Genomic DNA, 23645 nt, shown 5'->3' with positions numbered 1-23645 from the left:
TTTTTCAGGGAACGCGGGATGCGGCCCTTCGTTCTATCGAGGATATCGCACAGGAGAGCAGCATGAACCGCTTCAAGAACAAGACCGTCGTCGTCACCGGCGCAGGCTCCGGCATCGGCGCGGCCGCCGCACGCAGGTTCGGCGAAGAGGGCGCGCACGTCGTGCTCGTGGGCCGCACCAAGGACAAGCTCGACGCAGTGGCAAAGGACATCGACGGCGCTCTCGTGGTCGCCGCCGATGTCGGTACGGAGGATGGCGCGCGCGCGGTCACAGAACAGGCGGTCGAGGCATTCGGCGGCATCGACATCCTCGTCAACAACGCAGGCGTCGCCGAGCCCGGCCGGATGGGCGAAATCGACCGCGAGGACTGGGACAAGACCATACGCATCAACCTCACCGGCGTATACCTCATGACAGAGGCAGCCTGGCCGCATCTGAAGAAAAGCGGCGGCAATGTCGTGATGACCTCGTCCGTCTCGGGCATGGGCGGCGACTGGGGGATGCTCGCCTACAACGCCTCGAAAGGGGGCGTTACGAATTTCGTGAAAGCGCTCGCGCTCGAGGCGGATCAAAGCGGCGTGCGGGTCAACGCGGTCGCACCCTCGGCCACGCAGACGGACATGGCTTCGGGCCTTCTCGAGAACGATACGCTCTACGGCAAGTTCAAGGAGCGCATCCCGCTTGGCCGCGCCGCCCATCCCGAAGAGGTCGGCGACGTGATCGCCTTTCTCGCGAGCCACGATGCGCGCTTGGTCAATGGCGTGATCGTGCCAGTGGATGGCGGTCTCTCGGCCTCCAACGGACAGCCGCCGCTCGGCTAAGGTGGGATTGACCTCGGCCTCCCTTGCGGGCTTTGTCGGCCCGGAAGGGAGTGCGCTATGACTGATTTCATGCGCGAGATGCGCGCAGGTGAGGAAGACGCGGTCGAGGCGCTGCTCCGCGCGGCATTTCCCGGGCCCGATGAGGCGAATCTCGTGCGCCACTTGCGAAAATCCGGTGCCATCGCCGGAGAGCAGGTCGTCACGGAGGGCGATCAGCTTTTGGGATACCTCGCACTGTCGCAGATGATCGCGCCGAAAGGATGGCTCTGCCTTGCGCCGGTCGCGGTCGCGCCGGATCGGCAGCGTCAGGGTATCGGGCGGCGCATGTGCCGCTTCCTCGCAGGCTGGGCAGAGGCGGCGGGACAGACGATCGTGGTCCTTGGCGAGCCGGGATTCTACCAGCGCTGCGGCTTTCGCAAGGCCGAGGGACTGACCTCGCCCTTTCCGGTCGATCACACGCTGGTCGTCGGCCCGGCCAAGAGCAAGGAACCCGCTCTGGTCTATCCCAAAGCGTTCGGCGCGTGACGCCTGTGCGCCTCTTTCTGCTCACCGCGCTCACCATGACCGCTTTCGCGGCGAATTCGGTGCTGAACCGGATGGCGCTGGCCGATTGGGGCATGGATGCCGCGCGTTTCGGCACGATCCGGCTCTGGGCGGGGGCGGTGACGCTGGTCGCATTGTCCTACGCCTTGCGCGGCGGGATGCGCTGGGGAGGGCGAGGCCGCGCGCTCGGTGTCATTTCGTTGCTTATCTACATCTACGGCTTCTCGGCGGCTTATCTTTCGCTCGATGCAGGGCTGGGCGCGTTGATCCTCTTCGGCTTCGTGCAGATCACGATGTTCGGTGGCGCGCTCCGGGGCGGGGAGCGACCGCCGGCGCGGCGCTGGGCCGGGGCCGCGCTCGCCTTTGCCGGGCTCGCCTGGCTCCTCTGGCCTGGTTCGGGCGCGGAGGTGAGCTTGCCGCACGGCATCATGATGGCGGCGGCCGGCCTAGGTTGGGGGCTCTACTCGCTGGCTGGGCGCGGCGCGGGCGATCCGCTTGTCGGGACAGCCGCGAATTTCGCGCTGGCAGCGCCTCTCGGCCTGATCATCGGGGTCGCGTTCGGGGACGGCGGAAACCTCAGCGGTGCGGGTGTGGCGCTCGCAATCCTGTCGGGCGCGGTCACATCTGGCCTCGGCTACGCGCTCTGGTACAGCATCTTGCCGCGCCTCGCCGCGAGCGCCGCCGCAGTCGCGCAACTCACCGTGCCAATCATCGCGCTGGGCGGAGGCATGATCTTTCTCGGAGAAAGTGCGAGTCTGCATTTCGCGCTCGCAAGCCTTCTCGTCCTTGGCGGCGTCGCGGTCTCCGTTTTGCCGTTTCCGAAGCGGGGCTGAGCGCCTATGTCACGCGCATGCGCTTTGCCCTTGTCCTTCTCCTGACGCTCCTCGCCGCACCGGTGCGGGCCGATTGCGTGATCTTGCTGCACGGGCTCGCGCGGAGCGAGGCGTCGTTTCTGCCTCTGGCCGAGGTTCTCGAACTTGAAGGCTATCGCATTGTCGCGCCGGGATATCCCTCGACCGAGAAACGGATCGAGACGCTGGTGCGGGACACGCTGCCTGCCGCCGTTCGGGAATGCGGCGACGAGACGCCGGTGCATGTTGTCACGCATTCGATGGGCGGTATCCTCGCGCGGGTCTGGCTGGCTGAAAACCCGCTGCCCGAGCTTGGTCGCGTCGTCATGCTCGCCCCGCCGAACCACGGCAGTGAGCTCGTCGATGAGCTGGGCGGGCTCGAAGTATTCGAGTGGCTCAATGGCCCGGCTGGCGAGGAGCTCGGCACAGGCCCCGAAGATCTGCCCGCGCAGCTGCCCCCTGTCGATTTCGAGCTTGGCGTGATCGCGGGCAATCGTTCGCTGAACCCATTCTATTCGGCGCTTATTCCGGGTGCGGATGACGGCAAGGTGTCTGTCGCTTCGACGCGGGTGGACGGGATGACGGCGCATCTGACCCTGCCGCTCACACACACCTTCATCATGCAAAGCCCCGAGGCGATGGCGCAGGTTCTGACGTTCCTGGAGACCGGGCATTTCGGGCCGGTCGGGCAATGGGCCGAGATCCTGCCGCTTGACGAGCTGCCGTGCCTGATCGGGATCTGCCCGTGATCGCGCTGCGCTTGTCCGGGGCGGAGGTGCTGGGCCCGAAGGGTTGGGACGAGAGGGATGTCGCCTTCGCCAACGGCCGCTTTGATGCGGAAATCGATGCGCGCGTTGTCGATGCATCGGGCTTTCGCATCCTGCCGGGGATCGTGGACGCCCACGGCGACGGGTTCGAGCGGCATGTCGCCCCGCGCCGAGGTGCGCTGAGAGACACGCAAGGGGGCCTTTTCGCGACGGCGGCAGAGCTCGCCGCCAATGGCGTGACAACAGCCTATCTCGCCCAGTTCTGGTCCTGGGAAGGCGGTTTGCGCGGGCCGGACTTCGCCGAAGAGGTCTTTGCCGCCTGGGCCGCGATGCGCGCCGATGTGCCCGTGGATCTGCGCGTGCAGCTTCGGCTCGAAACGCATCTTCTGGACGAATTCTCCCGCGCCGAGACGGCGATCGCGACCTACGGGATCGACTATCTCGTCTTCAACGATCATCTCGCACATGACCGGCTCGCCGAAGGACGCCAGCCCAAGCAGATGACGGGTCAGGCGCTCAAGAGCGGCCGCAGCCCGGAGGCGCATTTCGCGCTCCTGCTGGAGCTGCACCGGAACGGTCCGCGCGTGGACGCGGCGGTTTCGGATCTGGCGGAAAGGCTCCGCGCGCAGGGCGTGAGGCTCGGCTCGCATGACGATGGCGACGCGGAGACGCGGGCGCGGCTGCGCGGGCAGGGTCTGAGGATCGCCGAGTTTCCGGAGACGCTGGATGCCGCTGAGGAAGCGCGCCGTGGCGGCGATGGGATCGTCATGGGCGCGCCAAATGTCGTGCGCGGATCGAGCCACAAGCGAAACGTCGCAGCAATCGAGCTGATCGAAGCTGGGCTCTGCGACGCGCTCGCCTCAGATTACCACTATCCCGCGCCGCTCTCCGCGGTGCTGCGGCTGGTGGAGCGGGGCATCTGCGATTGGCCCGCCGCCTGGTCGCTGGTCTCGGACGGACCGGCGGGTCTGCTTGGCCTCTCGGACCGAGGCCGGATCGCGGAGGGCCTCCGCGCGGATTTCGTGGTCCTGGACGCTGACAGCCGCGTTGCCGCGACCTTTGCAGGTGGGCAGGTCGCCTATCTTTCGGGGGCCTTCGCCGAGCGGCTTCTCAGCCTCTGACGATCCGGTTCACATGGCCCATCTTGCGGCCCGGCTTCACCTCCGACTTGCCGTAGAGGTGGAGAGCGACGTCGCGCTCCTGCGATAGCGCGGGAACGCGGTCCATGTCGGTGCCGATGAGGTTCTCCATCACGACGTCCGCATGGCGGACCCCATCGCCAAGTGGCCAGCCCGCAATGGCCCGGATATGCTGCTCGAACTGGTCGACCGCGCAGCCGTTCTGCGTCCAGTGGCCGGAATTATGCACGCGCGGCGCGATCTCGTTCACGACAAGACCCTGCGCCGTAACGAAAAGCTCGACGCCCATCACGCCCACGTAATCGAGCGCATTCAGAATCCGCCCCGCGAGCAAGACCGCGTCCTGCCGGTGGGCGGGCGTGAGGCGAGCGGGCACGGTCGTCGTCCGCAGGATTCCCTGCTCGTGGACATTCTCGCCGGGATCGAAACAGGCGACCTCGCCGGTCCTGCCGCGCGCGGCGATGACAGAGACCTCGTGGCTGAACGCGACGAAGCCCTCGAGGATCGCGGGCGCGCCCTTCAGTTCCGCAAGCGCGGCCTCGGCATCTTCGGGGCGGCTGATACGTGCCTGCCCCTTGCCGTCATATCCGAAGCGCCGCGTCTTCAGGATTGCGGGGGCGCCGATCGTTTCGATCGCGGCGGAGAGCCCGGCCGCATCCGCGACATCGGCATAGGGCGCGACCGAGAGGCCGAGGCCCGACAGGAAATCCTTTTCGACCAGGCGATCCTGGCTGACCCGCAACGCCTCGCGGCCTGGCCGGATCGGGCGCATCTCGCCCAAGAGATCGAGCGCCTCGGTCGGCACGTTCTCGAACTCGTAGGTGATGACGTCCACGGCTTCGGCGAAGGCCGTCAGTGCGGCGCGATCCTCGTAAGGAGCGGTCGTCACGCTATGGGCAAGTTGCCCTGCTGGCGGCTCCGCGCCCGGCTCGAAAATATGTGTGCGAAAGCCGAGCCGTCCTGCCGCCACCGATAGCATCCGTCCGAGTTGGCCGCCGCCGAGAATGCCGATCGTCGCGCCTTGGGGAAGGGGGGTGGTCATGCGTTTCGCCCTTGGGTTCGAGAAATCGTCTCAGTCGCGCTCGGGCGCGTCCGGGATCGAGGCCGACAACGCCTCGCGCCAGGCATCGAGCCGTTCGGCGAGAGAGGCGTCCTCGTTGGCGAGGATCGCGGCGGCCATGAGCCCGGCATTCGCCGCGCCCGCCGCGCCGATCGCCATCGTCGCCACGGGGAAGCCGCGCGGCATCTGGACAATGGAATAGAGGCTGTCGACGCCCGACAGCGCGCGGGTCTGCACCGGCACACCGATCACCGGCACGCGGGTCTTGGAGGCCATCATTCCCGGCAGATGCGCCGCGCCGCCCGCGCCCGCGATGATCGCCTTGAGGCCCCGTCCGGCTGCTTCCTTGCCATAGGACCAGAGCCGGTCGGGCGTGCGGTGGGCCGAGACGATGCGGACCTCGTGCGCGATGCCGAGCTCGTCCAGAATATCGGCGGCTTCCTTCATGGTCGGCCAGTCCGACTGGCTGCCCATGATGATCCCGACCCGTATCGCGCTACCCGTCATCACTGATCCCTCATCCGTGCCCGAAGCGGGTTAGCGCCCCTTATCCGTCTACGCAATGATGTCGGGAAACAGACGGTCCTCGATATAGGCGATCATGTCCTTCAGCTGCAGCTTGCGCTTCTTCAGGCGCTGCAAGGTCAGCGCATCCGCCGTCCCGGTGCCCTGCAAGGCACGGATGGAATCGTCGAGGTCGCGATGCTCGCGTTTGAGCACCTCAAGTTCGACCTTCAGCACCTCGTCCGACTTCATGGAAATATCTGAAAAGGCGTTCATGTCCGACCCTGTCGCATCTCTGCACGTTGGACGACCAAAATACCGCTTTTGGAGGCCCACGCATAGCCCCGGCATGTGCCGGAGGCTTGCAGCGCCGCGATCTGCCCCCCATATTTCCTTTCAGGATCGCCGAAACGGGATCTTGCCAGACGATCGCTTGCGAAGAGGATGCGTCGATGACGAAAATGACCTTGGGGACCCATCCCCAACTTCTTGGGTTCGAGCAATTGGAGCGCCTGCTGGAACGCAGCGCCAAAAGCTCGGAGGGCTATCCCCCTTACAATATCGAGCGTACCGCAGGGGACGCTTACCGGATCACGCTCGCCGTAGCGGGATTTGCTGAAACGGACCTGTCGATCACCGTAGAGGACCGCCAACTGGTGATCCGAGGACGCCAGAGCGCGGAAGATGACGGCCGGGTGTACCTGCATCGCGGTATCGCCGCTCGCCAGTTCCAGCGCAGCTTCGTGCTGGCCGATGGTGTGGAAGTCGGCGAGGCGCGGCTCGAGAACGGTCTCTTGCATGTCGACCTGAGTGTCGCCCGACCGCAGAGCGTCGTGCAGACAATCCAGATAAAGAAGGGGTGAGAGCATGAATACGGAATTTGATTTTTCGAAGATCGATGAAGGCCGGACAGTCTATGTCCGCTCCGTCGAGATCGCCGATCTGCCCGAAGATGTCCGCGAGCAGGTGTCCGGCAGTGGCACCATCTACGCGGTCCACCGCGCCGATGGTGAGCGCCTCGCGCTGGTCAAGGACCGCCACATGGCCTTCGTGCTCGCGCGTCAGAACGACTACGCGCCGGTGACCGTGCACTAAGCGAACCAAACCGCCGATACGCAAAAGGCCGCGCAATTCGCGCGGCCTTTCTTGTTTGAGCGATGCTGTCGATCAGCCCGCGATCAGGCCCATGCTCTCGAGCTTCAGGATCACTTGGTGGGCGCAGTTGTCCACGTCCGTTCCTTCGGTCTCGACGCGCAGTTCGGGGTTCTGCGGCACGTCATAGGGGTCGGAGATCCCGGTGAATTCCTTGATCTTGCCCTCGCGCGCGAGCTTGTAGAGGCCCTTGCGGTCACGGCGCTCGCATTCCTCGAGCGATGTTGCGACATGCACCTCCACGAAGGCGCCGTATTGCTCGATCTCCTCGCGGACGGAGCGGCGCGTCGCGGCATAGGGCGCGATGGGGGCGCAGATGGCGATCCCGCCGTTCTTCGTGATCTCGCTCGCGACGTAGCCGATGCGGCGAATGTTGAGGTCGCGGTGCTCTTTCGAGAAGCCGAGCTCGGAGGAGAGGTTCTTCCGGACGATGTCGCCATCGAGAAGCGTGACCGGGCGGCCACCCATCTCCATCAGCTTGACCATGAGCGCGTTGGCGATGGTCGACTTGCCCGAACCGGAGAAGCCGGTGAAGAACACCGTGAAGCCCTGCTGCGAGCGCGGCGGACGCGTGCGGCGCAGCTCCGCCACGACCTCGGGGAAGGAGAACCAGTCGGGCACTTCGAGACCTTCCTGGAGGCGGCGGCGCAGCTCGGTGCCCGAGATGTTCAGGATCGTGACCTGATCCTTGTCCTCGATCTCGTCGATGGCCTCGTATTGCGCGCGTTCCTGCACGAAGACCATGTGTTTGAAATCGACCATCTCGATGCCGATCTCGTCCTGATGCTCGCGGAAGAGATCCTGCGCCTCGTAGGGGCCGTAGAAATCCTCACCGGCGGAGTTCTTGCCGGGACCGGCATGGTCGCGACCGACGATGAAATGCGTGCAGCCGTGGTTCTTGCGGATGAGCCCGTGCCAGACCGCCTCGCGGGGGCCGGCCATCCGCATCGCGAGGTTCAGAAGGCTCATCGCCGTGGTGGAGCCGGGATACTTGTCCAGGACCGCCTCGTAGCAGCGCACGCGGGTGAAATGATCGACATCGCCCGGCTTCGTCATGCCGACGACCGGATGGATCAGCAGGTTCGCCTGCGCTTCCTTGGCGGCGCGGAAGGTCAGCTCCTGGTGGGCACGGTGCAGGGGATTGCGCGTCTGGAACGCGACGACCTTGCGCCAGCCGAGCTTGCGGAACCGCGCGCGCAGCTCGTTCGGCGTATCGCGGACGGCGCGGAAATCGTAATGCGTGGGCTGCTGGATGCCGGTGACGGGACCGCCGAGATAGACCTTACCGGCGGTGTTGTGCAGGTAATGCACCGCCGGGTGCGCGTCGTCATCGGCGCCGAACACCTTCTCGGCCTCGCGCGACTTGTTGGGCACCCATTTGTCGGTGACGGTCATCGTGGCGAGGATAACGCCTTCCTGGTCTCGCAGGGCGATGTCCTGACCTTCCTCGATGCTGTCGGCATAGGCTTCCGAGACGTCGAGCGTGATCGGCATCGGCCAGAGCGAGCCATCCGCGAGGCGCATGTTTTCGACGACGCTGTCGTAATCGGCCTCGCTCAGGAAACCCTTCAGCGGGGAGAACCCGCCGTTCATCAGAAGCTCGAGATCGCAGATTTGGCGCGGGGTGAGGTCCCAGCTCGTCAGGTCGCCAGCCTCTACTTTCAGTTTCTGTGCGCTCTCGTAGGAGACGTAAAGCTCGGGCAGGGGGGCAAGATTGGGTAATTCAATACTCATGGCGATCTCTGCTTTTTCAAATGTAGAGGCGGACGTGCCGCTAGGGCAGTTTTGCCGGCGGATTAGCCCTGCCGCCCTGCGCTGGCAAGCCGTCTAAGCGGGCCACAAGGGAAATGAGGCGGATTTGCTGCAGCGCGGCATCGGCGTGGAACGCCTCTCCCAACGAACCGAGCCTTTGCAGAACTGGCGTCCCGGTGCCTCGTTTGGAACCTGACTCCAAGAGGCGTGTTTTCCCTCCGCAACCAACGGAGGCGATCTTGAGCGACGAAAGCGATCTTGGAACGTTCACCGCAGCGCAACTCGGAGCGGCCTTCGAGGCAGGCGACGCCTCTCCGCTCGAAGCCACCCGCGCCGCGCTGGACCGTATCGAGCGGTTCAATCCCGCTGTGAATGCCTATGTGCATGTCGATGCCGAAGGTGCCGAGAAGGCGGCCCGCGCCTCCGCCCGCCGTTGGGGCAGGGGCGAGCAGTTGAGTCCTATCGACGGCGTCCCGGTCTCGCTCAAGGATCTGACGGAAGTGGCGGGCATGCCGGCGCGCGAGGGCTCTCTGCTGACCAGCGACGCACTGTGCGAGCGAGACGCCCCTCCGGCCGCGCGTCTGCGCGAAGCGGGGGCCGTCATCCTTGGCAAGACGAACACGCCGGAATACGGCTGGAAAGGCGTGACCGACAACCGCGTCTTTGGCGCGACGTTCAATCCGTGGGACACGCGGCTGACGCCCGGTGGCTCTTCGGGCGGTGCGGGCGCGGCGGCGGCGCTGAACATGGGATCGCTCCACCAGGGCGGCGACTCGGGCGGTTCGATCCGTATCCCGGCCGCTTTCACCGGCACGTTCGGCTTCAAGCCGACCTTCGGCTGGACGCCGCAATGGCCCCCCGCGAAAGCGCCGAGTCTGTCCCATATCGGCCCGATGACCCGCACGGTCGAGGATGCCGTGCTCATGCTGAACGTGATCGGGCGCTACGATCATCGCGACCCTTATGCGGCGCGCGGCATGCCCGACGATTGGGGCGCGAGCCTTGGCGAAGGTCTGAAGGGTCTGCGGATTGCCTTCTCCCCCGATCTTGGCTGCGCGAACGTGCATCCGCAGATCGCCTCGCGGGTGCGGGAAGCCGCCCAGCAGCTCGAAGAGCTTGGGGCCGAGATTGAAGAGATCTCACCCGATATCGGCGACCCGATCGAGCCGTTCCAGAACATCTGGTTCACCGCGTCTCGCGACCTCTATCTCTCGCTGTCGAAGAACGACCGGCAGAAACTCGACACCGGTCTCGTGGACAACGCGATCCGGGCGGAGAACTGGACGGCGGTCGATCTCTTTCGCGGGCTGACGAAACGGGCCGAGCTGACCCAGCAGCTCGAGAAGTTCAACCAGGACTATCACCTCCTGATGACGCCCTCGGTCGCGATCCCGCCTTTCGAGGCGAACCACGATGTGCCGCCGGGCTCCGAGATGACGGATTGGACGGAATGGTCCCCCTTTACCTACCCGTTCAATCTTAGCCAGCAGCCTGCCGCATCGATCCCCTGCGGGTTCACCAGCGACGGCCTGCCGGTCGGCTTCCAACTCGCCGGCGGCAAGCATGACGATCTGCGCGTCTTGCGCGCATCCCACGCCTACATGAGCGCGCATCCCGCGCGGTTCCCCTCGGTGCCGGACCCCTCCGGCACCACGGTCTGACGAAGGAGGCACCCGACCATGATCATCCGTCACAAGAGCGACGCCGAAAAAACGGCCGTCGATGAGGACAAGTTCATCTCCAAGCGGTACACGCTGCGCAAGGACGGGATGGGGCACTCGGTCCACGAGACCTACATCAAGCCCGGTCAACAACTGCATATGTGGTACAAGAATCACAAGGAAACCGTCATCTGCACCGAAGGCAGAGGCCAGATCCAGGATCTGACCGAAGGCGGCACTTGGGATCTCGAGCCCGGCGTCCTCTACGCCCTCGACAAGCACCAGAAACACATCCTGTCGAGCGAGGAGGGCATGACCGTCCTCTGCGTCTTCAGCCCGTCACTGGTCGGACCCGAGGATCACGACGAGGAGGGAAGTTACCCTCTATATGAAGACGACGGCACCATCGTGAAGCACTAGGCTCATCACTATCCACAACGAAAAGGCCGCCTTGAGAGGCGGCCTTTCTCGTGTCGTCTTATTCTGCGGCGCTTTCAATCGGCGCACCGTAGCCCAAGGGCTCGGTCTCGTCCTTGCCGCTGTCGAGATCCTGCTCGGAGAGCCAGCGCTCGGCTTCGAGCGCGGCCATGCAGCCCATCCCGGCACTCGTGACCGCCTGACGATACTTGTGGTCGGTCAGATCGCCCGCCGCGAAGATGCCGGGGATCGATGTCTCGGTGCTGTCGGGCTTCGTCACCACGTAACCGCCCATATGCGTCTCGAGCCGGTCCTTCACCAACTCGTTGGCAGGGGCGTGGCCGATGGCGATGAAGACGCCTTTCGCGGGGATCTCGGTGATCTCGCCGGTCTCGACATGGCGGACGCGGACGCCTTCTACGCCGAGTGGGTTCTCGGTGCCCGTCACCTCGTCGAGAGCGTGGTTCCACAGCATCTCGATCTTGGGATTCTTGAAGAGCCGGTCCTGAAGGATCTTCTCGGCGCGCAGCTCGTCCCTGCGGTGCACAAGCGTGACCTTCGACGCGAAATTCGTCAGGAAGAGCGCTTCCTCGACCGCCGTGTTGCCGCCGCCGATGACGACGATCTCCTGCCCCCGGTAGAAGAATCCGTCGCAGGTCGCGCAGGCGGAGACGCCGAAGCCCTTGAACTTCTCCTCCGACGGCAGCCCGAGCCACTTGGCGCGCGCGCCGGTCGCAAGGATGATGGAATCGGCCACGTATTCGGTGCCGCTATCGCTCTTGGCGATGAAGGGGCGGCTGTCGAAATCTATCTCGGTAATGATGTCGCCGATGATCTCGGTGCCCATCGCCTTGGCATGGGCTTCCATCCGCACCATGAGGTCGGGGCCCTGCACTTCGGTATCGCCCGGCCAGTTCTCGACATCGGTCGTCGTCGTGAGCTGTCCGCCCGGCTCGATCCCCTGAACGAGGATCGGATCGAGCATGGCGCGGCTGGCATAGACGCCCGCCGTGTAGCCCGCAGGGCCGGAGCCGATAATGAGAACCTTGGTGCGCTTCGTCTCGGACATGGGGGGAACGTCCTCCGGCTGGTCTGGTTGCCTTCTCGTGGGGCCGCATATACGCATGCCGATGGCGCGGCGCAAACCCCAGAAACGCAGGGTTCACCTCAGCGCATGGCACACACCTCCATCGCATTGTGACCAGACGCAGAAATAATATTGCGGCCTCGCGACATATTATTGCGTAGCTCGCCATTGCTGCTATATCATCTGCAAATTCGCACCTCGGGAGACACTTCATGGCCAGCCATCGGCTCGACCCTATCGACAGAAAGATCCTGTCGGAATTGCAGGCGGATGGCCGCATGACGAATGTCGAACTGGCCAAGCGCGTCGGCATCTCCGCACCGCCCTGCCTGCGCCGGGTGCGCGCGCTGGAGGAGCAAGGCTTCATCCGCGGGTATCATGCCGATGTGGATCCGCGCTCGCTCGGCTTCGAAGTCCAGGTGTTCGCGATGGTCGGTCTGCAAAGCCAGGCGGAGGCGGATCTGTCCGCCTTCGAAGCGCGCTGCCGGGACTGGCCGCTCGTGCGGGAATGTCACATGCTGAACGGCGAGGTGGATTTCATCCTCAAATGCGTCTCGCCCGACTTGTCGACCTTCCAGAGCTTCCTGACCGGAGAGTTGCTCACCGCACCGAATGTCGGCAGCGTCAAAACCTCGCTCGTCATTCGTGATGCCAAGGGCGAGCCCGGCGTGCCGTTCGAGGTGCTCGAAGAGCGGCTGTCGCGAACGGCTTAATGCCCGGCGAGGCGCAGCACTGCCTCGCGCGAGGTGCGTGGGCAGGACAGCTCGCCGAAATCCTCGATCGCCGACAGGTTCGGGAATAGCGACAGGAACGTCTCCATCAGCGCCGGACCGAGCTCGCGCCGCAGACCGGGGCCGGGATGGTAGCTCTCGATCTCGAAATCGCCGATGCGGAGCGACTTATGCTCTCTCAGGGCGACGTGGTACATCTGAACCGAGCCGCCGGGCTGGACCGGAATGACCCGATCGCCATCCGCATAATCGGCCAGCGGAACGAAGACGCTGTCATGGCCGATCGTTTCCCGGAACTTGTCGCGGCGGATACGGAATCGCGCGGCCGGGCCGAAGACCATGTCGGCGCCGTGCTGATCCGGGCCGAACGCGCCGCCGGTCACGCGGTAGAGCGTCGTCAGGATGCTTTCGCTGTCCTCGACGCGGGGAACGTAGGTGGTCGATCCGATCCAGAGGACGGGCTCGGCCCCGTCGGAGGTCTCCACGTAATCGCCGGGCAGAAGATCCTCGACCGCGACCGGGCCGGAGGGGGTCTGAAGAAGCGTACCGCGGGCGAACCCCGCGGCGGTTTCCTCGAAGATCGGATGCGCCGGGGCGGTGCGCGTGACGTGCTGAACGGAAAGATCCGGAAGGAGGGCGGCGGCCTCATATCTACGCATGAGAGAAACTGCGCGGCGAGGCCGCCCGACCGGACGAGCAAACGACTCTTGCGAGACGCGAAGCGGACGCGGCGTGCCGGCGTTGTACATTGGTGCCTGAAGGCTGGCCATGTGATCACCCCTAAGGTTGGTCACATCCGTGCTGGCCCCCACCAACAACGACGAACGGACATTGCGACTGCGTTCAGCGACAAATAAGGCGCAACCGCATCGTTTCGTCAAAAAAAGAAACGGATTGGCGGCGAGGTGCCGGCCAATCCGAGTTCACGAGGGAGGATTGTTCTCGGGAGGGCGTGTAAGCCCGCCACATTTCGCGGCAAGCTTGCGCCGAATCGGGGTCAGGCGCGCTTGAGGACCGGAGCCTTTTCGCTACGGCGCGCGATGGCGGCCGCGCGCGTTGCGCCGCGCTGCCAGGGAAGCGGGGTGTCCATCTTCTCTGCGGATTTGAGGATGGACTGGATGAAGCGGCGTTGCGGTTTCATGGGCTCTGTTCCTTGGTCTTTGTTGTGCTCGACAGGTCATTGCCTGTCCCTTGAGACCAAGATGCCGCCGGATTGGGGCGGGCTTTTGACCAGAGCGGGACAATTTACGGAATGTCGCCTGATTGTTCGCGAATTGGCCGAGCTGCGAATTGACCACGAAATCAGGGAAATTCTTGCCACATGGTCGGGACTGTTTCCGTAAATGCGGCGGAAACCGGGCGTTCAAAGGCGGATTGTGGAGATAAGCCGCCCGTAATCGGCTTCTTTGGCATGTGTGGTCCTGCGATAGGAGAAGAACCGCTCGGGATCGTTGTAGGTGCAATGCCGGGTCCATTCGGCAGACACGCCCGCCTCGCGCAGCCGCATCAGGCCAAAGCCCGGCAGGTCGAACAGCATGCGGTCGCCCTCGCCATTGGCAAAAAAACGCATGTATCGCGGGTCTTCTGCCTCGAAATCCTCGAGGAAGTCCGGCCCGACCTCGTAGGCGCGCTGGCTGATCGACGGTCCGATCACGGCACGGATCGCGCCGCGGTCGGCACCGAGTTTCACCATCGCCTCGACCGTCGCCTCGAGCACGCCGGCGAGCGCACCGCGCCACCCGGCATGGGCCGCGCCGATCACGCCGGCCTCGGGGTCGGCGAACAGCACCGGCTGGCAATCGGCCGTCAGGATGCCAAGGGCAAGACCCGGCTCGCGCGTCACCATCGCATCCGCGCGCGGGCGCTGCTGCGCGGTCTCGCGCGTCACCACGGTCACTTCCGCAGAATGGATCTGGTGGACGGTGACCAGCTCCTGGGGCGCAACCTGCATCGCATCGGCGACGCGTGCACGGTTGATCCGTACCATCTCGGACTGATCGGAGGAGCCGGTGCCGCAGTTCAGCCCTTGAAAAACGCCCGAGGACGCCCCGCCGCGCCGCGTGAAGAAACCGTGCCGCAGCGGCGACAGCGCCTGCGACGTGATGATTTCGAGCGTCATGTCACCAATCCCGGCGGCAAGGCGGCTCCCTCAGGCACAAGTCCCATCACCTTGAAGAGAGAGCCCATTTCATCGGGGTGGGTCAACCGGCGATGCGCGGAAATATGTGTCTCGAGCGCGTCGCTCGAAAGCCGGGTTGCCAGCGCCTGTGCGCGTGCCGTGATGCCGAGCGTCTCGAGAAAGACGCCTTGCGTCGTGACGGGCGAAGCATGTGCCGGGGCCGCTGCGCGGCAGAGCGCGCCGAAATCCACATGCGCGGTAAGGTCGGCCGTGCCGGGCCCGTCCAGGGGCGAGACCTTTTCATGCGCGCGGAGCGCCTGGAACGTATTCCCGAGGCTCGCCTCGGAGCCGTAATCCACGATCAGCGCCGCGCCGCCCTGTGCCGCGATCCGGTCGCCCAGAACCTCGGCAACGCCCTGCGACGCGTGGCTGACCTCCACGAGATCTCCGTCGGATGTATCCTCGAGGCGGTGTGACAGGTCCGGGCGCGGTGCGCGGTCTGCAAGCCCGAAGGTCAGCGCACCGTCCGAAAGCCCGATCACCCGCTCACGCCAGCCAGCGCCGTCGCGCAGAAATTGCCGGACGGGCAAAGCGTCGAAGAATTCGTTGGCGATGACGAAGAGCGGACGATCCTCCGGAAGCGCGTCGACGCTGTCCACCCAGACTGGCGCGTGCGCCGCAAGCGTCTCCTCCTGTGCTGCGCGCAAGGCCGGGGAGGCTTCGACCAGCGTGACACGGATCGCGTCGTGAAAGCCGGGCACCCGGGCCGTTGCGCGCAAGGCATCGGCCATCAACGTGCCGCGCCCGGGGCCGAGTTCGACGAGCGCTGCGCTCGCGGGCGCGCCCTGGTCCGCCCAGGCCTGGGCCAGTGCAAGCCCGATGAGTTCTCCGAACATCTGGCTGATCTCGGGCGCGGTGATGAAATCGCCCGCCTGTCCCAGCGGATCGCGTGTGGAGTAATAGCCGTGCTCGGGGTGATGCAGGCAAAGCGTCATGTATTCCGCGACCGACATCGGACCTTCGGTCGCGATGCGGCTCTGGATGATCTCGGAAAGGCTCACGGGCGCCGGGCTCGGAGGATCAGGAAGAGACCGAGCGCGAGCATCGGCAAGCACAGGATCTGGCCCATCGTCAGCCCGTAGCCACCGATATGCCAGGCGAGGCCCAGCGGATTTCCTTCGCTCACGAATTGCGCGTCGGGTTGGCGGACAAATTCGACGAGGAAACGGGCCAGCCCGTAGCCCGCGACGAAAATGCCCGCAGCCATTCCGGGCCGCTTGAGAAGGCCGCGCCGAAAGGCGAGCCAAAGCAGCAGCGCGCCGAGAACCAGACCTTCGAGCGCCGCCTCGTAGAGCTGGGAGGGATGCCGCGCGCAAACCTCGCCTATCGCCTGTCCGCAGGCCTGCGCCATCTCGCCGGGGAAAACGACGCCCCAGGGCAGATCGGTCGGGCGGCCCCAAAGCTCGGCATTGATGAAGTTGGCGAGCCGACCCAGCAAGAGCCCCGGCGGCGTCGCGACGGCGAGCATGTCGGCCGTGGTCAGGACCGGCGCGCGGTTGCGCCAACAAAAGAGGGCCATCGCGATGATGACGCCCAGAAGTCCGCCATGGAAGGCCATTCCGCCCTGCCACACCGCCAATATCTGCGCCGGATTCGCGAGGTAATAGCCCGGCTGATAAAACAGCACGAAGCCGAGCCGGCCGCCGAGAATTACGCCAAGGATGATCCAGGTCAGAAGCTCCTCGACCTGCTCCGCGCTCATCGGCGGCGTTTCGGCGCGCCAGAGGACCGGGCGGCGCACCAGCGCCACGGCGATCCGCCAGCCGATCAGGATGCCCGCGATATAGGCAAGCGCATACCAGCGCAGCGCGAATTCGATGCCCGCCACCGAGATGGAGAAGAGCTCGGGCGAGATGTTCGGGAAGGGAAGGGCACCGGTCATGATCGGTGAGAGGCCATGTGGACGCGCCAGAGTCAACCTTGAGACGCGGGCCATGACGGACCATATAGAACCCAACCAATCAGGAGACAGACATGCAGACGCGCAACAAGGTATTCGACGATCTGAGCCAGCTCATGACGAACGCGATGGGCGTGGCGCAGGGCGCCAAGACCGAGGCCGAAACCGCGATGAAATCCATGCTCGACCGCTGGCTTGCGGATCGCGATTTCGTCACCCGCGAGGAATTCGACGCCGTCCGTGCAATGGCGCAGAAAGCGCGCGAAGAGAACGAAGCGCTGAAGGCGCGGATCGACGCGCTCGAGAAGGGCTGAAGCGCAGCGGGCGTCAGCCGTGCGCGCCGGCGCATTCGAGGCACTCTGTCGTTGTGGGCATCGCGTTAAGGCGCGCGGCCTCGATGGGGTCTCCGCATTCGCGGCAGATCCCGTAAGTGCCGAGGCGGATGCGTTCGAGCGCGGCATCGATGGCGGCCAGCTCGCGCATCCCGATCGCGCCGAGCCGCTCGGCGACGCCGTGAGTCTCGCGCTCTGTGACCGCGTCGCTGAAATCGGCGCTGACGGGCTGGTCAAGCTCTGCTTCGATCCGTGTCTCGCGCTCGAGAATCTCGTCGCGCCAGGCGAGCAGCCTCTCTTCATCCCTCGTCCGGTCGGGTGTGGTTCCGTCTTTCATCGCTTTTCCTCCGAGTCACTCCGTTCACACGCTGGCGCATAGGCCGGCGATCTGCCTTGATGAATGTCAAATGCCTGCGCGAACACGACGGAACCGGGGCCGTTCAAGCGCTGTTCAGCCTCGAAGGGGAACCATGAGCGAAGCAAACACATACGAGCCAAGCGAGCATCCGGTCGGCGAAATCGTCGACCGTCTCGACGAGCTGGCTGGGGCATCCTCCGTGTCGCTGGCCGATGTCATCGACGCGTTCGGCTCGCGCTCGTTCCTGCCGGTGATGATGGTGCCCGCCTTGCTCGTCGTCTCGCCGCTCTCCGGTATCCCGTTTTTCTCATCGGCATGCGGGCTGACCATTGCCTTCATCGCCGCGCAGATGGTCATCAGCCGCGACCAGCTCTGGCTGCCGGACTTTCTGACCAAACGTCAGGTCGAGGGCGCGCGTGCGCGGCAAGCGGTCGCGAAGCTCAGAAGCGTTGCGGGATGGCTCGACAAGCACGCCAAGAATCGGATCGGCCCCTTCGTGACCGCTCCGGCGCGCAAGTGGGTGCAGATCATGTGCATGCTCTGCGGCGCCGCGATGCCGTTCCTCGAGATCGTGCCGTTCTCGTCCTCGATCCTTGGCGCGGCGGTGCTGTTCCTGTCCACGGCACTTCTCGCCCGCGACGGGCTGTTCGTGATTTTCGGCCTGGCGACCCTCAGCACGGCCATCATCGTGCCGCTGATCGTCTTCGACGTCATCTGACGTTCGGCGCGATCGCAGGGAAAATGAGAGGAAGTCAGTGGTGAGCCGTGCAGGATTCGAACCTGCGACCCACTGATTAAAAGTCAGTTGCTCTACCAACTGAGCTAACGGCCCACTGGCGCGCTATCTAGAAAGAGCGCCGGAGAGGGTCAACCCATAAATTCCTGAAAACGAAAGAGCCTGGTCGCCCCCTCTGGAAAGGGGCGGACGAGGCGCGTATATGCGCGCCCATGACGGACGCGCAGAACGGTCTCAGTTTCATCAAGATGCACGGGCTCGGCAATGACTTTGTCGTGCTCGACGGACGTGTGCGCGAGACGCAGGTCACGCCCGCCCTCGCGCAGGCTCTGGGCGACCGGCACCGGGGAGTCGGCTTCGACCAGCTCGCGCTCATCGAGGCGCGGGGCGAGGGCGATGCCCATCTGACCTTCTACAATGCCGATGGCTCGACCTCGGCTGCCTGCGGGAACGCGACCCGTTGCATCGCGGAGATGCTGCTGACCGAGACCGGGAAGGACAGCCTGACCCTCACGACCGATCGTGGATCCTTGCCGGTGACGCGCGCGCCCTCGGGCGCGGTGTCGGTCAATATGGGGCCGCCGCAGACCGAGTGGTCCGACGTGCCGCTGGCCGAGGAAATGGACACGCTCGAGCTGCCCATCGAGGGCGCTCCGACGGCCACGGGTATGGGCAATCCGCATTGTACCTTCTTCGTGGCCGATGCCGAGGCGGTGCCGCTGGAGGTTTTCGGGCCACGCTACGAGCATCATCCGCTCTACCCCGAGCGCACCAATGTGCAGGTGGCGACGGTAACGGGTGAGAATCGCATCCGCATGCGCGTCTGGGAACGGGGCGTCGGCGTGACGCTGGCCTCCGGCTCATCCTCTTGCGCGACGGCGGTGGCCGCGGCGCGACGGGGCCTGACGGGGCGCAAGGTCACGGTCGAGCTCGATGGCGGAACGCTCGAGATCGACTGGCGCGAGGACGGGGTCTGGATGACCGGGCCGACGACGCGGGTCTTCGACGGCGTCCTCACGCCGGACTGGCTGGCGGGGCTCGCATCATGAGCGCCGCGCCCAAATTCACGACGCTCGGCTGCCGCCTCAACGCCTACGAGACCGAGGCGATGAAGCGCATGGCCGAAGAGGCGGGGCTTTCGGGAGCCGTTGTCGTCAATACCTGCGCCGTGACCTCCGAAGCGGTTCGGAAGGCGCGGCAGGAGATCCGCCGCCTTCGCCGTGAGAACCCGGATGCCCGCGTGATCGTGACCGGCTGCGCCGCGCAGACCGAGCCCGAAACCTTCGCCGATATGGACGAGGTCGACCAGGTCATCGGCAATTCCGAGAAGATGACCCCCGACGTCTGGCGCGACATGGCCGCCGATTTCGTCGGTCAGACCGAGCGCGTCCGCGTCAACGACATCATGTCGGTCACCGAAACCGCCGAACACCTGATCGACGGCTTCGGCACGCGCAGCCGCGCCTATGTTCAGGTCCAGAACGGCTGCGATCACCGCTGCACGTTTTGCATCATTCCCTACGGACGGGGCAATTCGCGCTCCGTGCCGGCAGGCGTCGTCGTCGACCAGATCAAGCGGCTCGTGGACGAGGGCTTCAACGAGATCGTTCTGACAGGGGTCGATCTGACCTCCTGGGGCGCGGATCTGCCCGCGCAGCCGAAGCTTGGCGATCTCGTCATGCGGATCCTGAAGCTGGTGCCCGATCTGCCGCGCCTTCGAATCTCCTCCATCGATTCGATCGAGGTGGACGAGAACCTGATGCAGGCGATCGCGACCGAGACGCGCCTCATGCCGCATCTGCACCTGTCGCTGCAGCACGGGGACGATCTCATTCTGAAGCGCATGAAGCGCCGGCACTTGCGCGACGACGCGATCCGTTTCGCCGAAGAGGCGCGCCGCCTCCGGCCCGACATGACCTTCGGGGCCGATATCATCGCGGGCTTTCCCACGGAGACCGAAGCGCAGTTCGACAATTCGCTCCGGCTCGTGGAGGACTGCGCGCTCACCTGGCTGCACGTCTTCCCCTATTCCCCGCGCCCCGGAACGCCTGCCGCGCGGATGCCGCAAGTCGACGGCCGCGCGATCAAGGAGCGTGCGGCTCGTCTGCGCGAGGCGGGGCGCATTGCGGTTTCGCGGCATCTCGACGGCGCGACGGGCCGGGCGCACCGCATTCTGATGGAAGCGCCCGATATGGGCCGGACCGAGCAATTCACCGAAGTGCGGTTCGCGACGCCGCGCTCCGAGGGCGCGCTTGTGACCGCGACGCCTGCGCGTCATGACGGGCAGGTTCTGCACGTCTGAGCGCGATCGCGTCACGCTGCGGCGAAAAGGGGTCTGATTGCTTGCGGGCGCCCCCGCCTTCCGGCATCACTCCGGGATGAAACTTCGCCATCAAGCGCTTCTCGTCCATCTTCTGACAGCGACGGGCTCTGTCTTTGCCATGCTGGCGCTTCTCGCGGCGGCGATGGGCGACTGGGCGGTCATGTATCTCTGGCTGGTCGTGGCCTTCGCGGTGGACGGCGTCGACGGCCCGCTTGCCCGGCGCTACCAGGTGCGGGTGAACGCGGCGCGGTTCGACGGGGTGCTTCTGGACCTCATCATCGACTACCTGACCTACGTGTTCATCCCGGCCTTCGCCCTCTTTCAGTCGGGGCTGCTGCCGGGCTGGACGGGATGGTATTCGATCATCGTCATCACCTATGCCTCCGCGATGTATTTCGCGGACACGCGCATGAAGACGGACGATTATTCCTTCGAAGGCTTCCCGGGCTGCTGGAACATGCTCGTCCTCGTCTTTTTCGCGGTCGAGCCGCCGATCTGGGTGATGGTCGCACTGATCGCGGCGCTGGCGGTGGCGATGTTCCTGCCGCTCAAGTTCGTGCACCCGGTTCGGACCGCGCGGTGGCGGTGGCTGACCCTGCCGATCGCGCTGGTCTGGACCATCGCGGCAGGCTGGGCCGCCTGGGTCGAGTTTCACCCCGAGACCTGGGCCACGTGGATCCTGATCCCGAGCTCGATCTACCTGCTGGGCGTCGGTATCGTGCAGCAGCTCTGGCCCGCCAAGGCGGGCTGAGCGCTTACGCCTTCAGCCGGTAGCCGCGCCGGAACATCACCCACGCCACCGCGCAGATCGCGATCGTCGCGACGAGCGCGATGAAGAAGCCCAGCAGCGGGTCGCTGTCCGACACCCCGATCATGCCCCAGCGCGCCCCGTCGATCAGGTAAAAGATCGGGTTGAAATGAGTGATCTCGTTGAGCACCGGCGGCAGTGCCTCGACCGAGTAGAAGGTGCCCGACAGGAAGGCGAGCGGCGTGACGACGAAGTTGGTGATCGCGGCCATCTGGTCGAATTTCTCGGCGTAGATCGCGGCGACGATGCCGAGACCGGACAGGAAGGTGCCACCAAGCACGACGAAGACCAGCATCACCAGCGGATGCTCGGGCCAGAGGCCGAGGACGAGCCCGAAGGCGAGCGTGATGACCACGGCGACGATGAGCCCGCGCGCGATCCCGCCGGCAAGATAGCCGATCACCATCTCCGCGCCAGAGAGGGGCGGCATCAGAGTGTCGACGATATTGCCCTGGACCTTGGCCACGACGATCGAAGACGAGGTATTGGCAAATGCGTTCTGGATCACGGTCATCATCAGGATGCCGGGCGCGATGAAGGTGGTGAAGGGCAGGCCCATCACCTCGCCGCGGCGCGGTCCGATCGCGATGGTGAAGATCACCATGAACAGGCCCGCCGTCACCAAGGGTGCGAGCAGGGTCTGGGTCCAGACATTGACGAAGCGCAGCACTTCGCGTTCGGCGAGCGTGTAGAGGCCCATCCAGTTGACGCGGCCGAAACGACGGTCGCCCTGGGCGTGGGGAAGGGTATCGGACATGGGGTCTCCGGGTTGTATCTGCCGCTGCGATACATAAAATAGAAGGCGAAGACGAGATGTCAGGCGGCTCTCTTTCCGGGGCCGCTTTATTCATTGAGGGTAGACAATGTCCTGGACCGACGAGCGCGTCGAACTTCTGAAGAAAATGTGGGGCGAGGGCCAGTCGGCCAGCCAGATCGCCAAGGAGCTTGGCGGTGTGACGCGCAACGCGGTGATCGGCAAGGTGCATCGCCTCGGCCTGTCCAATCGCACCGGCGGTGAGGCGGCCGAAGCCGCGCCCAAGGCGGAGCCCGCGCCCGAGCCCAAGGCGAAAGCGAAGCGCGCAGAGCCCAAGGCCAAGCCCTCCGAGCCGAAAAACGACGCGCCGACCGCCGAGGCACCGGCGGAGGAGACGCAGATCACCGCGCCCGCTCAGCCGCAGCGGCCCAAGATCATTCCGGCCGGCCAGCCCCTGCCGCCCCAGCCCTCGGCCAACGAGATCAGCCCCGAAGCCCTCGCCAAGGTCTCGGCCATCGAGAAGAAGGCCAAGCGCCTGACACTGATGGAGCTCACCGAACGGACCTGTAAATGGCCCGTGGGCGACCCCGCGACCGAGGATTTCTGGTTCTGCGGCCTGCCCGTGCAACAGGGCAAGCCCTATTGCGAAGCGCATGTCGGCGTCGCGTTCCAGCCCATGTCCTCCCGCCGCGACCGGCGTCGCTGAGCCTTCTCACCCATCCGGCTCCATCAGATCGTCGAGCGCTTCGGGCTTGATCCGGCGCACGATGGCAAGTGAAGCCGCGCCGAGCGCGACGGCCAGGAGAGCCGCGGCGAACATGGAGGCGAGGCGCTCGACTGCCAGCGCGCTCACATCTGACACGATGCTCAGCGCTTCGAGGATGATGAGCGTCAAAAGCGCGGTGAACCCGGCATAGCTCAGCGGCAGGATGCGGAAGGCGAGGGGGAGGACGGCGAGAATGATCGCCAGCTTCCACGCCATTCCCTCCACCGCGAGTGTCACGATGATGGCTAGGACCACTCCCGCGATAGTGCCCGCCGTGCGCTTCGCGGTGCGAGAGAAGAGCTTGCCAAAGGGCGGAATCCACAGGATCACGAAGGTCAGCGGGAACCAGAAGCCGTGATCTCCGAAGAGCCGGGCGCCGAGGTCGACCGAAATCACCAGTCCAAGCCCGAGCGCGATGCCGAAGAGAAGGCTGTATTCGGGGCTCGACTCGCGGTCTTGCGGCGTCTCGGCGGATTGCCCGAAGGCCCAGGTGACCAGAAGGCTCCAGCTCATCGCCAGAAGGTAGACCGCAAGCACGAGCGGCTTGTCATCGGCGGGCAGGATCGGCCCGGTGAAGACGCACCACGTCATCAGCGCCCGCAGGCAAGGCGTCGAGAGCCCGTGCCGGAACCCCAGCGCACAGATCGCCGAGAGAACGCCCGCGACCATCAGCGACATAGGATGCGAGCCGAGCGCCAGCACACCGCCGAGGCCGGTGACGAGCGTCACCGCAAGCGCGGTATGCGTGCCGGAATGTTTCGCGGCAAGATGGGCGGGCAGGGCCGCGACGAAGGCCGCAGCGCCTGTTTGTCCGAGTACCGAGATCGCCAGAATAACCGGCAGCGCCACGGCGCAGAGCGTGCCCGCCACATCCTTCCACGGCATCGGCGCATCGCCGTCGACCACGAAGGCCCGAGCACGATCCAACATGGTCTCTCCTCATTCGGTAAGCGCAAGCTAGCGCCGGACCGCGCGCCGGAAAGCGTGGTGCTTTTCTTTGCCCG

General features: G+C 65.3%; 29 protein-coding genes and 1 tRNA gene. 16 read left to right on the top strand and 14 right to left on the bottom strand.

All coding sequences use genetic code 11. The annotated features are described in order from the left end of the window. Nucleotides 1–62 precede the first annotated feature (62 nt). Genes budC through BM171_RS08255 form a run of 5 tightly spaced genes read left to right on the top strand, consistent with a single transcriptional unit; the run spans nucleotide 63 to nucleotide 4103 of the window. The gene (gene budC / locus BM171_RS08275; RefSeq protein WP_093010484.1) at nucleotides 63–821 is read left to right on the top strand and encodes a meso-2,3-butanediol dehydrogenase; all 759 of its coding nucleotides are present in this window, start codon (nucleotides 63–65) and stop codon (nucleotides 819–821) included. 57 nt (nucleotides 822–878) lie between these two features. Then, entirely contained in the window at nucleotides 879–1346 is a 468-nt protein-coding gene (locus BM171_RS08270; RefSeq protein WP_093010482.1) for a GNAT family N-acetyltransferase, read from the top strand. Between the two features lie 5 nt (nucleotides 1347–1351). After that, nucleotides 1352–2197, top strand: coding sequence for a DMT family transporter (locus BM171_RS08265; protein ID WP_093010557.1), 846 nt, complete (start codon nucleotides 1352–1354; stop codon nucleotides 2195–2197). A gap of 17 nt (nucleotides 2198–2214) precedes the next feature. Continuing rightward, the gene (locus BM171_RS08260) at nucleotides 2215–2964 is read left to right on the top strand and encodes an esterase/lipase family protein (protein ID WP_093010480.1); all 750 of its coding nucleotides are present in this window, start codon (nucleotides 2215–2217) and stop codon (nucleotides 2962–2964) included. Beyond that, a complete protein-coding gene (locus BM171_RS08255; RefSeq protein ID WP_245760208.1) occupies nucleotides 2940–4103 on the top strand; it encodes an alpha-D-ribose 1-methylphosphonate 5-triphosphate diphosphatase in 1164 nt (387 codons plus the stop codon). The genes BM171_RS08260 and BM171_RS08255 overlap by 25 nt, the downstream gene beginning before the upstream one ends. On the opposite strand, the gene BM171_RS08250 is transcribed toward BM171_RS08255, so the two are convergent. The 3 genes from BM171_RS08250 to BM171_RS08240 are packed head-to-tail and all read right to left on the bottom strand — an operon-like array spanning nucleotide 4093 to nucleotide 5961. Next, the gene (locus BM171_RS08250) at nucleotides 4093–5163 is read right to left on the bottom strand and encodes a 5-(carboxyamino)imidazole ribonucleotide synthase (protein WP_093010476.1); all 1071 of its coding nucleotides are present in this window, start codon (nucleotides 5161–5163) and stop codon (nucleotides 4093–4095) included. The two genes, BM171_RS08255 and BM171_RS08250, sit on opposite strands and share 11 nt — an antisense overlap. 30 nt (nucleotides 5164–5193) lie before the next feature. Next, nucleotides 5194–5688, bottom strand: a complete 495-nt coding sequence (gene purE, locus BM171_RS08245) for a 5-(carboxyamino)imidazole ribonucleotide mutase (RefSeq protein ID WP_093010474.1) — start codon at nucleotides 5686–5688, stop codon at nucleotides 5194–5196. A 48-nt stretch (nucleotides 5689–5736) separates the two neighbouring features. After that, the gene (locus BM171_RS08240; RefSeq protein WP_093010472.1) at nucleotides 5737–5961 is read right to left on the bottom strand and encodes a YdcH family protein; all 225 of its coding nucleotides are present in this window, start codon (nucleotides 5959–5961) and stop codon (nucleotides 5737–5739) included. A 176-nt stretch (nucleotides 5962–6137) separates the two neighbouring features. Between BM171_RS08240 and BM171_RS08235 the strand changes: the two genes are divergently transcribed. Together BM171_RS08235 and BM171_RS08230 are read left to right on the top strand one after the other, a co-directional pair. Beyond that, on the top strand, nucleotides 6138–6548 hold the full coding sequence (locus BM171_RS08235; RefSeq protein WP_093010470.1) for an Hsp20 family protein: 411 nt from the start codon (nucleotides 6138–6140) through the stop codon (nucleotides 6546–6548). Between the two features lie 4 nt (nucleotides 6549–6552). Next, on the top strand, nucleotides 6553–6780 hold the full coding sequence (locus BM171_RS08230) for a DUF1150 family protein (RefSeq protein WP_093010468.1): 228 nt from the start codon (nucleotides 6553–6555) through the stop codon (nucleotides 6778–6780). 72 nt (nucleotides 6781–6852) lie between these two features. Here BM171_RS08230 and BM171_RS08225 read toward each other — a convergent pair whose 3' ends face one another. Further along, the gene (locus BM171_RS08225; protein WP_093010466.1) at nucleotides 6853–8571 is read right to left on the bottom strand and encodes a bifunctional sulfate adenylyltransferase/adenylylsulfate kinase; all 1719 of its coding nucleotides are present in this window, start codon (nucleotides 8569–8571) and stop codon (nucleotides 6853–6855) included. 257 nt (nucleotides 8572–8828) lie between these two features. Between BM171_RS08225 and BM171_RS08220 the strand changes: the two genes are divergently transcribed. Beyond that, nucleotides 8829–10250 carry an amidase gene (locus tag BM171_RS08220; RefSeq protein ID WP_217646680.1) on the top strand — a complete coding sequence of 474 codons (1422 nt, stop codon included), beginning with the start codon at nucleotides 8829–8831 and terminating at the stop codon, nucleotides 10248–10250. Between the two features lie 18 nt (nucleotides 10251–10268). Further along, entirely contained in the window at nucleotides 10269–10670 is a 402-nt protein-coding gene (locus BM171_RS08215; protein ID WP_093010463.1) for an ectoine synthase, read from the top strand. Between the two features lie 58 nt (nucleotides 10671–10728). Here BM171_RS08215 and trxB read toward each other — a convergent pair whose 3' ends face one another. Continuing rightward, nucleotides 10729–11736 (bottom strand): thioredoxin-disulfide reductase, encoded by a 1008-nt coding sequence (trxB, locus tag BM171_RS08210; RefSeq protein WP_093010461.1) that lies wholly within the window; start codon nucleotides 11734–11736, stop codon nucleotides 10729–10731. A 230-nt stretch (nucleotides 11737–11966) separates the two neighbouring features. Between trxB and BM171_RS08205 the strand changes: the two genes are divergently transcribed. Continuing rightward, the gene (locus tag BM171_RS08205; protein WP_093010459.1) at nucleotides 11967–12467 is read left to right on the top strand and encodes an Lrp/AsnC family transcriptional regulator; all 501 of its coding nucleotides are present in this window, start codon (nucleotides 11967–11969) and stop codon (nucleotides 12465–12467) included. On the opposite strand, the gene BM171_RS08200 is transcribed toward BM171_RS08205, so the two are convergent. The 5 genes from BM171_RS08200 to lgt form a co-directional block, all read right to left on the bottom strand. Beyond that, on the bottom strand, nucleotides 12464–13144 hold the full coding sequence (locus BM171_RS08200) for a Hint domain-containing protein (RefSeq protein ID WP_093010555.1): 681 nt from the start codon (nucleotides 13142–13144) through the stop codon (nucleotides 12464–12466). The two genes, BM171_RS08205 and BM171_RS08200, sit on opposite strands and share 4 nt — an antisense overlap. A gap of 338 nt (nucleotides 13145–13482) precedes the next feature. Further along, nucleotides 13483–13626, bottom strand: coding sequence for a hypothetical protein (locus BM171_RS18900; RefSeq protein WP_172974939.1), 144 nt, complete (start codon nucleotides 13624–13626; stop codon nucleotides 13483–13485). 222 nt (nucleotides 13627–13848) lie between these two features. Continuing rightward, the gene (pgeF, locus tag BM171_RS08195; protein WP_093010457.1) at nucleotides 13849–14604 is read right to left on the bottom strand and encodes a peptidoglycan editing factor PgeF; all 756 of its coding nucleotides are present in this window, start codon (nucleotides 14602–14604) and stop codon (nucleotides 13849–13851) included. Next, entirely contained in the window at nucleotides 14601–15665 is a 1065-nt protein-coding gene (locus tag BM171_RS08190) for a class I SAM-dependent methyltransferase (protein ID WP_093010455.1), read from the bottom strand. Before BM171_RS08190 ends, pgeF begins: the two co-directional genes overlap by 4 nt. Then, complete coding sequence (gene lgt, locus BM171_RS08185) at nucleotides 15662–16546, bottom strand: prolipoprotein diacylglyceryl transferase (protein WP_093010453.1); 885 nt, start codon at nucleotides 16544–16546, stop codon at nucleotides 15662–15664. The genes BM171_RS08190 and lgt overlap by 4 nt, the downstream gene beginning before the upstream one ends. 92 nt (nucleotides 16547–16638) lie before the next feature. Between lgt and BM171_RS08180 the strand changes: the two genes are divergently transcribed. Continuing rightward, nucleotides 16639–16878 (top strand): accessory factor UbiK family protein, encoded by a 240-nt coding sequence (locus BM171_RS08180; protein ID WP_093010451.1) that lies wholly within the window; start codon nucleotides 16639–16641, stop codon nucleotides 16876–16878. A gap of 13 nt (nucleotides 16879–16891) precedes the next feature. On the opposite strand, the gene BM171_RS19190 is transcribed toward BM171_RS08180, so the two are convergent. Next, nucleotides 16892–17233 (bottom strand): TraR/DksA family transcriptional regulator, encoded by a 342-nt coding sequence (locus BM171_RS19190; protein WP_093010449.1) that lies wholly within the window; start codon nucleotides 17231–17233, stop codon nucleotides 16892–16894. 133 nt (nucleotides 17234–17366) lie between these two features. Here BM171_RS19190 and BM171_RS08170 point away from each other — a divergent pair, with 133 nt between their 5' ends. Then, nucleotides 17367–17972, top strand: coding sequence for an exopolysaccharide biosynthesis protein (locus BM171_RS08170; protein WP_093010447.1), 606 nt, complete (start codon nucleotides 17367–17369; stop codon nucleotides 17970–17972). Nucleotides 17973–18010: 38 nt separating this feature from the next. Here BM171_RS08170 and BM171_RS08165 read toward each other — a convergent pair. Further along, a tRNA-Lys gene (locus BM171_RS08165) sits at nucleotides 18011–18086 on the bottom strand. Nucleotides 18087–18202: 116 nt separating this feature from the next. On the opposite strand from BM171_RS08165, the gene dapF reads away from it, so the two are divergent. The 3 genes from dapF to BM171_RS08150 all read left to right on the top strand — a co-directional run bounded on the left by dapF (nucleotide 18203) and on the right by BM171_RS08150 (nucleotide 21064). Next, on the top strand, nucleotides 18203–19039 hold the full coding sequence (gene dapF, locus BM171_RS08160; RefSeq protein WP_093010445.1) for a diaminopimelate epimerase: 837 nt from the start codon (nucleotides 18203–18205) through the stop codon (nucleotides 19037–19039). Further along, entirely contained in the window at nucleotides 19036–20292 is a 1257-nt protein-coding gene (gene mtaB, locus BM171_RS08155) for a tRNA (N(6)-L-threonylcarbamoyladenosine(37)-C(2))-methylthiotransferase MtaB (RefSeq protein ID WP_093010443.1), read from the top strand. The genes dapF and mtaB overlap by 4 nt, the downstream gene beginning before the upstream one ends. Nucleotides 20293–20368: 76 nt before the next feature. Continuing rightward, nucleotides 20369–21064: a CDP-alcohol phosphatidyltransferase family protein gene (locus BM171_RS08150; RefSeq protein WP_093010441.1), complete on the top strand. Its 696-nt coding sequence runs from the start codon at nucleotides 20369–20371 to the stop codon at nucleotides 21062–21064. Between the two features lie 4 nt (nucleotides 21065–21068). Here BM171_RS08150 and BM171_RS08145 read toward each other — a convergent pair whose 3' ends face one another. Next, nucleotides 21069–21878, bottom strand: a complete 810-nt coding sequence (locus tag BM171_RS08145) for an ABC transporter permease (protein ID WP_093010439.1) — start codon at nucleotides 21876–21878, stop codon at nucleotides 21069–21071. A gap of 106 nt (nucleotides 21879–21984) precedes the next feature. Between BM171_RS08145 and BM171_RS08140 the strand changes: the two genes are divergently transcribed. Further along, nucleotides 21985–22581 carry a GcrA family cell cycle regulator gene (locus BM171_RS08140; protein WP_093010437.1) on the top strand — a complete coding sequence of 199 codons (597 nt, stop codon included), beginning with the start codon at nucleotides 21985–21987 and terminating at the stop codon, nucleotides 22579–22581. 6 nt (nucleotides 22582–22587) lie between these two features. On the opposite strand, the gene BM171_RS08135 is transcribed toward BM171_RS08140, so the two are convergent. Further along, a complete protein-coding gene (locus BM171_RS08135; RefSeq protein ID WP_093010435.1) occupies nucleotides 22588–23571 on the bottom strand; it encodes an FUSC family protein in 984 nt (327 codons plus the stop codon). Nucleotides 23572–23645 lie beyond the last annotated feature (74 nt).

The organism is Roseivivax halotolerans, assembly GCF_900115815.1.
GTDB lineage: Bacteria > Pseudomonadota > Alphaproteobacteria > Rhodobacterales > Rhodobacteraceae > Roseivivax > Roseivivax halotolerans.
This window is presented reverse-complemented; position numbering and strand designations above follow the sequence as displayed.